This window comes from Actinomadura sp. KC216 (assembly GCF_004348535.1).
GTDB lineage: Bacteria > Actinomycetota > Actinomycetes > Streptosporangiales > Streptosporangiaceae > Spirillospora.
Genome location: NZ_SMJX01000353.1, coordinates 1 through 8,116, shown reverse-complemented (window position 1 = coordinate 8,116; position 8,116 = coordinate 1). Strand labels below are relative to the sequence as shown.

The window sequence follows — 8,116 nt, the reverse complement described above, 5'->3', positions numbered from 1 at the left end:
CTCCACGACCGGCCGGACGACCGGCCTCTCCTCGCCCGAGTCCCACACCGCGAACCTCACGGCCCCGGCCTCCCGCGTGAACCGAACCCGGATCTCCAGATCCGGAGTGCTCCGCACCGCATTCGCGACGAGCTCGCCAACGATCAAAAGCACATCGTCCGCGACCCGCACCAGCCCCCATTCAGCGAGCCGGAATTCCACCAACGACCGCACCATCCCCGGCACCGTCCGCGAAGCCCGACAAGAAATGTCCAACTCGCCCGACTTGGCAACCTTCGCCACCATTTAACCCGCCTCCTTTCTTTCCCGTTTCCAAGACAAGGCTGCCCCCAGATGACATATGTTGACTACGGGAATTCACCAAGCTCAACACCCAAAGGGGAAGGATGCGCGCTCGAACGGGATTCGACCCGGACAACAATCTCTGGGACTTCATAGCCGCTGAGCTGCGAAGACATCGCCTGGAACGCGACCTGTCACTCGCCGCTGTGGGCGACATCATCGACCGAGACCGCTCACTAGTCGCGCGCGTTGAATCGGGAGATACCAAGCTCCAGGCGGCCCACGCAATCAAGATCGACAAAGCTTGGGACCTGGGATTCTTCTTCCGGCGCCTGGTCAACTTCGCCAAGGCTGGTCACGACGTCGAGTGGTTCAAGACGCATCGGGATCTTGAATCCAGGGCCTCAGAACTCCGCATCTGGGCGCTCGGCTGGGTCCCCGGTCTCTTTCAGACCGAGGGCTACATCCGGGCCATGTTCGAGGCGGCAGGCGTGGAAGACGCAGAGGAAGGGATCAGATCCCGCCTCAAGCGCCAGGAGTGCCTTCTCCGGAAGCCCCGCCCCAGAGTGTGGGTGATCCTCGACCAGGGGGTCGTAGAACAACCGGTCGGTTCAGATGCGATCATGCGCGAGCAGATCGCCCACCTGGTGGAGATGGCCAAACTCCCACACGTCACAATCAGGCTCGTCCCCAGAAGCGCGGGCGCGCACGTCGGCAGAGACGGCTCATTCAAGATCATGACCGTGGGCAACTCCGACACGGTCTTCGCCGCCGCTCACGGAGGTGGGCGACTCGTCCAGGATGCATCCGAGATAGCCTCATATCGGGTGTGGTACGACCTCATCGGGGACGTGGCACTACCCAGAAACGAGTCGTTGAACGTGCTCATCAAGGCGATGGAGCGATTTTCATGATCACATGGCGTAAGGCCAGCCACAGCGAGAGCACCTCGACCCAGTCCGACTGCGTTGAAGTTGCCGATCTCGGCACATCCATCGGCATCCGTGACAGCAAAGCCCCGGAAGCCCCCCACATCACCCTCACCCCCGTAGCCTTCGCCACCCTCCTCACCCAGGCAAAGCGCGACGAGCTGCCCCATTGAGGAGGGGCGATGTTGCCATCCGCTTGGCGAAAGAGCAGCCGAAGCCCAGAAGGCACCAATGAAGACTGCGTGGAGGTCGCGCAACTCCCCAGCGGCATCGCCCTCCGAGACAGCAAGGCCCCAGAGATCGGGTACCTCACGCTGACACCTCACGCCTTCGCCACTCTGATCAACCAAGCGAAGCACGGCGAACTGCCCCACTGAGGAGATGCCATGACGCCGTGGCGCAAATCCACGCGCTCTGAGGCCCACGGCAACTGCGTCGAGCTGGCCGCCCTCCCCCACGCCATCGCCATCCGAGACAGCAGGACCCCAGAAGCTGGCTACCTCACCCTCACCCCCGAAGCTTTCGCCACCCTCCTCACCCAGGCGAAGCGCGACGAGTTGCCGCATTGAGGAGAGTCATGAGTACGTGGCGTAAGGCCACGCGATCGGACGACCATGGCAACTGTGTCGAACTGGCCGTGCTCCCCCACGTGATCGCCATAAGAGACAGCAAGTCGCCCGACGCGGGCCACCTCGTCCTCACGCCCGCTGCCTTCGCCGACCTCGTCGTCCGGGCGAAGCGGGACGAGTTGAGCCTCTGACCTTGTCCTTTGATCGCCTGAGGCTTCTCCACTGGGGGGACGATGGAGCCGACACGATCAGCCGTGAGGATTTCCGCGCGCTGTTCCGATCGTGCCGCCGGGCGTTCCACCTGGAGTTGAGGGACGCCTACGGGGTCGATGAGGAGAACGGGCCGTTCCTTGCGTGGCTCAACGGTGAGCCGGACGACTATCAATGGCGTACGTCCTGGCTAGCCCATATCCGAGCGGTCGCCTCGGCGGGGGTGATCGTCCAGCGCTTGCGGGTGGTGACCGAGCCGCACACGGACTACGTCCGGTGGGAGTTGGCCATGGACCCGGCCAACATCGAGGCCGGCGAAGACGTCCGGTATCTGCCCCGTCACCAGGCCAAGGACATTCTGTTCCCGGACGAGGATTGCTGGCTGTTCGACGATGACGTCCTCGTACTGAGCCTCTTCCAGTCGGACGGCCGGTCCGGCGGCTTCGCCTTGGCCCACGATTCTGGCCTTCTGGGCCGGTACCGCCGCGTCCGAGACACCGCTTGGCATCGCGCTATCCCGTCGACCGACTACGCCGTTTGACCTGAGCCCGTTGTTACCCCCAGCTCGTCAAGCCCGCGAAGCCATACCGGTTGGAAGCAAGAGAGTGACCGCCTGAACGCTCTTTGGCCGCCGCCCCGGCTCCGGTTTGTCGTGCAGGAGATCGGCCCTGAAGTCCTCGGACGATGCGACGCTGCCTGCTTACTCCCAGGGCGCCTCGATTTCCCCTTTGGCGTCCAAGCCGAAGCGGCGGAGTCGTTCGGCGCTTTCAGGGTCTCCTGCCCGCTCGTGCAGCCTCGCCAGACGCCACAGCCCATTACTGTTCCCGGCGTCGAGGAACTGTCGGTACAGCCGTTCAGCCCCAGCATGGTCACCGGCTTCCTCGCGCAGCCTCGCCAGCTCCTCAAGTGCCCCGACGTCTCCAGCGTCGGCGACCTGCTGGTACAGCCGTTCGGCCCCAGCACGGTCACCGGCCCCCTCGCGGAGCCTCGCCACGTCCGCCAGCGCGTAGATGTGTCCGGCGTCGACGGCCTCCCGGTACAGCCGTTCGATCCCAGCATGGTCACCGTCCGGCCTTCGCAGTTGTTCCAGGCTCCACAGCGCTTCGATGTCTCCGGCGTCGGTGGCCTCCTGTGCAAGTCGTTCGGCCTCCGCATGGTCACCGGATTTCTCTCGAAGGATCGCCAGGTCCGTCAGCGCGCCGACGTCTCCAGCGTCGACGACTTGCCAGTACAGCTGTTCAGCCCCAGCACGGTCACCGGCCCCCTCGCGGAGCCTCGCCAGGTGCAACAGCCCGCCAATACCTCCGGCGTCGGCGGCCTGCTGGTACAGGCGTTCAGCCTCGGCGCGGTCACCGGCTTCCTCGCGCAACCCCGCCACCTCCTCCAGTGCCTCGGTGTCTCCGGCGTCGGCGGCCTGCCGGTACAGCTGTTCAGCCCCAGCACGGTCACCGCGCCATTGGTGCAGTACCGCCAGACTCCACAGCGCGCGGGTGCCTCCGGCATCGGCGCGCTCCTGAGCAAGCCGTTCGGCTTCCGCATGTTCACCGGCCTCTGCGTGCAGTACCGCCAGGCGCCACAGCGCCCCGCCGTCTCCGGCGTAGGCGGCCTGCCGGTACAGCCGTTCAGCTTCAGCACGGTCACCGAGCTCCCCACGCAGCCTTGCCAGACGCACCAGCGCGTCGGTGCTTCCGGCGTCGGCGGCCTGCCGGTACAGGTGGGCGGCCTGGCGATAGCGGCCACGAGCCTCTGCGGCACCGCCGAGGGTGATCAGGTCTGCCGGGGTGTGGACGTGGTGGGCGGTGGCGCCCCAGAAGGCTGCGGGCGGATACAGCAGGATGCGTTCGCGGCGGCCGTGCTGCTCCAGGTAGTCGGCCAGCCGGTACAGCGGGACGGGTGGGGACGGCTCACCGGGGCGAGGCCGATGCTGGATCAGGGGGCCCGGAAGCTGCCGGTGCGGGGCGGTCAGCCGGTCCAGCACGGGGATGAACCAGTCCGTGCCGCCGACCTGGTCCCAGGTGTGATCATCCAGGTAGCCGGGGGCGGCCTCGCGGAGCAGCGGCTCGGGCAGGTAGAGGCCGTGGCCCAGGCGGCGGGCGTCCATCGCGGCCCACAGCACCGCCCGCTCGGCCGGGCCGCCGTGCTGGTAGCGGCGCAGCAGTTCCGGTGCACCGGCCAGTTCCTGGGTGATCTGCCCGCCCGGCGCCCGCTCCGCGGCCGTTTTCAACCGGGGGTCGGACGAGATGGTCGCGGCAAGCGCGGTGAGCTGCCCGGGGGTGAAGGCGGGCGGGGCGGTGACCTCCAGGGCCTGGCCGAGCAGGGTGCGGGCGGCCCAGTGCGGGTCCGGGCCCGATGGCTGGTGGGGCATTGCGGTGAGCGTCCGCCAGAAGTCCGGCCACATCGATCCCAGGATCAGCACCGGTCCTCGGTCGGTGTCGGCCAGCAGTGCCTGCAGCTCGGCGGCGACCCGCTCTCCCGCCTGCGGTGCTTGGAGATAGAACTGGGCCTCGTTCAACCAGATGACCGTCCGTCCGGCGATCCGGTCGCTCCGCAGCGCCTCCACCACCGCCAGCGGCCGTTCCGGGGTCAGCGGATGCCAGATCCGCCAGTCCGGCAACTCCGCGCGGACCGCCTCCCAGCAGGCCCGTGTCTTGCCCGCCGAGGAGCCGCCGACCACCATCACCAGGCGGCTGCCGTCCACGGCGGCCGCCACCTCCCCACGCAATCGGTCGTCGAACCCTGGCCGTTCCAGATACGGCGGCAGCACCGGCGCCGCCGCCTGGGAGGACGGACTCGCAGCCGCGAAGGCCTGGTGCACCTCCAGCGACAGGGCGTCCAGTTCCTCCAACTCAGCGATCAGCCGCCCGAGCGGCTCGTCGCGGGGCCGGGCCGGATCAGGTGAAGCACACGCGCGTGCCGCCCGCGCGGCGGCGACCAGCCGCGACCGCGCCGCCAGCCACGGCCCCGGATCCTCACCGCACGCCTGGACGAAGCTCTCCAGCGTTCTCACCCGGGGGAGCGCGGTGCCGCCGTTGATCAGTGCGTGCACGGTCGCCGCACTTAACCCCGCGTCGGTGGCCAGGCGATGGATGCCGTGCGGGTACCGGGCGGCCAGCAGGGCCACTTGCTCGGCCAGTTGCCGGCTGGTCGTGATCCGGTCAGCGTCGACCGCCGCCATCCGCACTCCCCGACCGTTCGGAAACGTTCGGGTTCACCTTTACATCCGACGCAGCGACCTGGTCATGCGATCAGGGTCATCCGTTATCGCCTAACCTCCTCGAACCCGAACACCCACCGGCGCGACCGTGCTGTCTCAGCCACCCAGCAGCAAGGGAGACCAAGGTGGACGGCACCACTCGCAACCCTCACCCCCGTGGACGCGGCCCCGGCGTCCTCGTGCCACGGCATGTGATCATCGCGGCCATCTGCCTCTCCGTGGGCGTGGTGGCCGGAGTCCTGGTGTGGCTCGTTCCCGGCGTGGGGCTGCCCGTCGGGGCCGGAATCTCGGTGACCGGGCTGTCGCTGGCGCTGTGCGGACTCTGGCGTGACCGCCACAGCCCCTGACCCCCGCAGCCTTCGCCGCCGCCCTCGACAGGTGAAACGAGCTGCCCGTTGCCAGCAGTAGAGGACGTGCCTCAGATCATCGTCCAGGGGCGGAGTTTGTCGGGGTTGCGGATCACCCAGATGTGCTTGATCCGGTCGCCCGCGACCTCGAACGCGAATACCGTCACGATGACGCCGTCTTCCAGGGCCACCAGACCGGGCTGGCCGTTGACCGTGCGTTCCAGGAGCGACATGGTGTCGAGCCTGCGGTCGGCTAGGTCGGCCCAGACGCGTGCGATCTGCTCGCCGCCTTTAATGGGGTCCAGGAAGGTCGGGGCGAGGCCGCCGCTGTCGGCGGTCGCCGTGGCGGCGGGGTCGAGCAGCCCGATGAGGGCGGTGATGTCCTTGGCCTCCCAGGCCCGCTTGAAGTCCCGGACGACGTCATCGGCCCGGACGGCCGAAGTCGTCGCGGAAGGCTGCGAGGCCCGGACGCGGCGGCGGGCCGAGGAGGCCAGCTGGCGGCAGGCCGCCGGGGTCCGGCCGACGATCTCGGCCACTTCGGCGAAGGGGTGGCAGAAGACGTCGTGCAGGATGAACGGACGCGTTCGGCCGGGGTCATCGATTCCAGCACGACCAGGAAGGCCAGGCTGACCGACTCGTCCAGGGTTATCTGGTCGGCGGGGTCTGCGACGGTGCCGTCCGGGATCGGCTCGGGGATCCAGTCGCCCACGTAGGTCTCGCGCCGGGCCCGTGCCGAGCGGAGCTGGTTCAGGCAGATGCGGCTGGCGACCGTCGTCAGCCACGCGCCGGGAGATTCGATGGCTTCCTGCTGGTGCCGGGACATGGCGTACCAGCGGGTGTAGGTCTCCTGGACAGCGCCCGCGCGATCTGGGTCGTCGGGGCGCAGAAGGTGGTGCCCGATCTCAGCGTCGCGCTGCGTCACGTCGAAGAGCACTGCCTGCCGCTGGAGAACGCCCGCACCCTGGAGACCTACGGGTGGCCCAGCGCGATCAACCGCCTTCTCGTCCTCAACGCGGAATACCAGCCTGGACGCGGCACCGTCCTGCTGCTCCGCGAAACCATCGGGTTCTGAACCATCCGCCGGGGCCGCAACCGCCAGCGCGCCGAGGGCGTGCAGATATTCGTTGACACGAATATTCTTTGTAGTGAATACTTGGCTTCATGGACGCAGCACTCCTCGCCGCGCTGGCCGACCCGGCTCGCTGGCGGCTCGTATGCCTGCTGGCCGAGCGGCCCCGGTCGGTCGGCGTCCTGGCCCAGCTCGCCGACGCGCGCCAACCCCAGACGACCAAGCACCTCCAGACCCTCGAACGCGCCGGCGTCGTCACGTCCCAGCGCAACGGGCAACGCCGCCTCTACACCCTCCGTCCCGGCCCCCTGCGGGACCTCGCGGCCACGCTCAACCGGCTCGCCGACACCGCGGACCGTCCCGGCGGCCCGCACGAGACCTACGACCGCCACGCGGCCTCCCTCGACGCGGAACGGCGCGCCGCCCAGGAACCGGGGTGGGCCGACGGCCGCTCCTTCGGATTCCGCCGGACGCTGGCGGCACCCCCCGAGCCGGTCTGGCACCACCTGACCGAGCCCGCCCTCCTGACCCGCTGGTGGACGCCCAACGACCTGCGCGTCTCCGAACTCGTCTTCGAGGCAGAACCGGGCGGACGCATCGTCCTGGAATACCGCGATGCCGAAGACGCCGACAGCTCGGACGTCGTCGTCGGGCGCGCGGAAGGCGTCGTCGAGGAAGTGCGCCCCCAGGAGCACCTCACCTACCGGATGTCCCCGCTGCTTCCCAACGGCGAGCGGGCCTTCACCGCCCACGTCGCCTTCACCCTGCGGCCCACCGGCACCGGCACGCAGCTCGACGCTCATTGGCGGCTCGACGGCAGCACCGTCGAATCCGCCGACTTCATCGCGGGGATCGAGATCGGCTTCGGGCAGAGCCTCGACAAGCTCGCCGAAACCCTCGCCACCGCCGCATCACGTCACACCGACCACTGAGACAGAGGAGCTTCCCGTGGGACGACTGATCATCAACGTCGCGATGACCGTCAACGGCGCATTCGAGGCACCGGCGGCCGAACCGCAAGGCGGCTGGCTGGTCACCGACCGGCACAGCATGCAGGCCGGGCTGGAGATGTGGCAGGCGGCCGACGCCATGGTGCTCGGACGCAGGACCTACGAAGGGCTGGCTGCCGCCTGGCCCCAGCTCGCCCACGTCCCCGGCTTCGAGGCGTACGCGGCCCGGATGAACGGCATGCCCAAGTACGTCGCGTCCCGATCCCTGACCGGACCGCTGGAATGGAACGCCACCCTGCTCGAAGGCGACCTCGCCACCACCCTGCGCCGCCTCAAGGACGAACACCACGGCAACCTGATCGTCCCCTCCGCCGGTAAGTTCGCCCGCGACCTCATCGCCCTCGACCTCGTCGACGAGTTCTGGTTCAACGTCAGCCCCTACCTCTGGGCTACCGGACCGCGAATCTTCGACGACATCGGCCCCGTCCGGCTGGACCTCGTCAACACCACGACATTCCCCTCGGGCATGGTCCGCCTCTGCTACGC

The 8,116-nt window shown here is 68.4% G+C and carries 13 protein-coding genes; 10 read left to right on the top strand and 3 right to left on the bottom strand.

The window, feature by feature from the left end; genetic code table 11:
* Positions 1-285, bottom strand: a 285-nt coding sequence (locus tag E1264_RS36590; protein WP_165964563.1) for an ATP-binding protein, incomplete at its 3' end; no start/stop codon positions are given.
* 101 nt (positions 286-386) lie between these two features.
* Here E1264_RS36590 and E1264_RS36585 point away from each other — a divergent pair.
* The 6 genes from E1264_RS36585 to E1264_RS36560 are packed head-to-tail and all read left to right on the top strand — an operon-like array spanning position 387 to position 2,531.
* A complete protein-coding gene (locus E1264_RS36585) occupies positions 387-1,196 on the top strand; it encodes a helix-turn-helix transcriptional regulator (protein ID WP_132181113.1) in 810 nt (269 codons plus the stop codon).
* Positions 1,193-1,384: a DUF397 domain-containing protein gene (locus E1264_RS36580; protein ID WP_132181111.1), complete on the top strand. Its 192-nt coding sequence runs from the start codon at positions 1,193-1,195 to the stop codon at positions 1,382-1,384. The genes E1264_RS36585 and E1264_RS36580 overlap by 4 nt, the downstream gene beginning before the upstream one ends.
* 9 nt (positions 1,385-1,393) lie before the next feature.
* Positions 1,394-1,588, top strand: a complete 195-nt coding sequence (locus tag E1264_RS36575; RefSeq protein WP_132181109.1) for a DUF397 domain-containing protein — start codon at positions 1,394-1,396, stop codon at positions 1,586-1,588.
* Between the two features lie 9 nt (positions 1,589-1,597).
* Entirely contained in the window at positions 1,598-1,780 is a 183-nt protein-coding gene (locus tag E1264_RS36570; protein WP_132181107.1) for a DUF397 domain-containing protein, read from the top strand.
* An 8-nt stretch (positions 1,781-1,788) separates the two neighbouring features.
* The gene (locus E1264_RS36565; RefSeq protein ID WP_132181105.1) at positions 1,789-1,971 is read left to right on the top strand and encodes a DUF397 domain-containing protein; all 183 of its coding nucleotides are present in this window, start codon (positions 1,789-1,791) and stop codon (positions 1,969-1,971) included.
* Positions 1,972-1,973: 2 nt separating this feature from the next.
* The gene (locus tag E1264_RS36560; RefSeq protein ID WP_165964562.1) at positions 1,974-2,531 is read left to right on the top strand and encodes a DUF6879 family protein; all 558 of its coding nucleotides are present in this window, start codon (positions 1,974-1,976) and stop codon (positions 2,529-2,531) included.
* A 159-nt stretch (positions 2,532-2,690) separates the two neighbouring features.
* Here the strand turns inward: E1264_RS36560 and E1264_RS36555 are convergent, their stop codons facing one another.
* Positions 2,691-5,165 carry a tetratricopeptide repeat protein gene (locus E1264_RS36555; protein ID WP_132181101.1) on the bottom strand — a complete coding sequence of 825 codons (2,475 nt, stop codon included), beginning with the start codon at positions 5,163-5,165 and terminating at the stop codon, positions 2,691-2,693.
* 164 nt (positions 5,166-5,329) lie between these two features.
* Here E1264_RS36555 and E1264_RS36550 point away from each other — a divergent pair, with 164 nt between their 5' ends.
* Positions 5,330-5,551 carry a hypothetical protein gene (locus tag E1264_RS36550; RefSeq protein ID WP_132181099.1) on the top strand — a complete coding sequence of 74 codons (222 nt, stop codon included), beginning with the start codon at positions 5,330-5,332 and terminating at the stop codon, positions 5,549-5,551.
* A 71-nt stretch (positions 5,552-5,622) separates the two neighbouring features.
* On the opposite strand, the gene E1264_RS45700 is transcribed toward E1264_RS36550, so the two are convergent.
* Positions 5,623-6,087, bottom strand: coding sequence for a hypothetical protein (locus tag E1264_RS45700; RefSeq protein WP_243711397.1), 465 nt, complete (start codon positions 6,085-6,087; stop codon positions 5,623-5,625).
* A 356-nt stretch (positions 6,088-6,443) separates the two neighbouring features.
* Here E1264_RS45700 and E1264_RS36540 point away from each other — a divergent pair, with 356 nt between their 5' ends.
* The 3 genes from E1264_RS36540 to E1264_RS36530 form a co-directional block, all read left to right on the top strand.
* Positions 6,444-6,623, top strand: coding sequence for a hypothetical protein (locus tag E1264_RS36540; protein WP_207936727.1), 180 nt, complete (start codon positions 6,444-6,446; stop codon positions 6,621-6,623).
* Between the two features lie 89 nt (positions 6,624-6,712).
* Positions 6,713-7,552 (top strand): metalloregulator ArsR/SmtB family transcription factor, encoded by an 840-nt coding sequence (locus tag E1264_RS46105; protein WP_132181097.1) that lies wholly within the window; start codon positions 6,713-6,715, stop codon positions 7,550-7,552.
* A 16-nt stretch (positions 7,553-7,568) separates the two neighbouring features.
* Positions 7,569-8,116, top strand: a 548-nt coding sequence (locus E1264_RS36530) for a dihydrofolate reductase family protein (protein ID WP_132181095.1), incomplete at its 3' end; no start/stop codon positions are given.

What these genes read in the sequence shown, in the direction of transcription:
- E1264_RS36585 (WP_132181113.1), top strand. Translation starts at nt 387, where the DNA reads ATGCGCGCTCGAACGGGATTCGACCCGGACAACAATCTCTGGGACTTC.
- E1264_RS36580 (WP_132181111.1), top strand. Translation starts at nt 1,193, where the DNA reads ATGATCACATGGCGTAAGGCCAGCCACAGCGAGAGCACCTCGACCCAG.
- E1264_RS36575 (WP_132181109.1), top strand. Translation starts at nt 1,394, where the DNA reads ATGTTGCCATCCGCTTGGCGAAAGAGCAGCCGAAGCCCAGAAGGCACC.
- E1264_RS36570 (WP_132181107.1), top strand. Translation starts at nt 1,598, where the DNA reads ATGACGCCGTGGCGCAAATCCACGCGCTCTGAGGCCCACGGCAACTGC.
- E1264_RS36565 (WP_132181105.1), top strand. Translation starts at nt 1,789, where the DNA reads ATGAGTACGTGGCGTAAGGCCACGCGATCGGACGACCATGGCAACTGT.
- E1264_RS36555 (WP_132181101.1), bottom strand. Translation starts at nt 5,165, where the DNA reads ATGGCGGCGGTCGACGCTGACCGGATCACGACCAGCCGGCAACTGGCC.
- E1264_RS46105 (WP_132181097.1), top strand. Translation starts at nt 6,713, where the DNA reads ATGGACGCAGCACTCCTCGCCGCGCTGGCCGACCCGGCTCGCTGGCGG.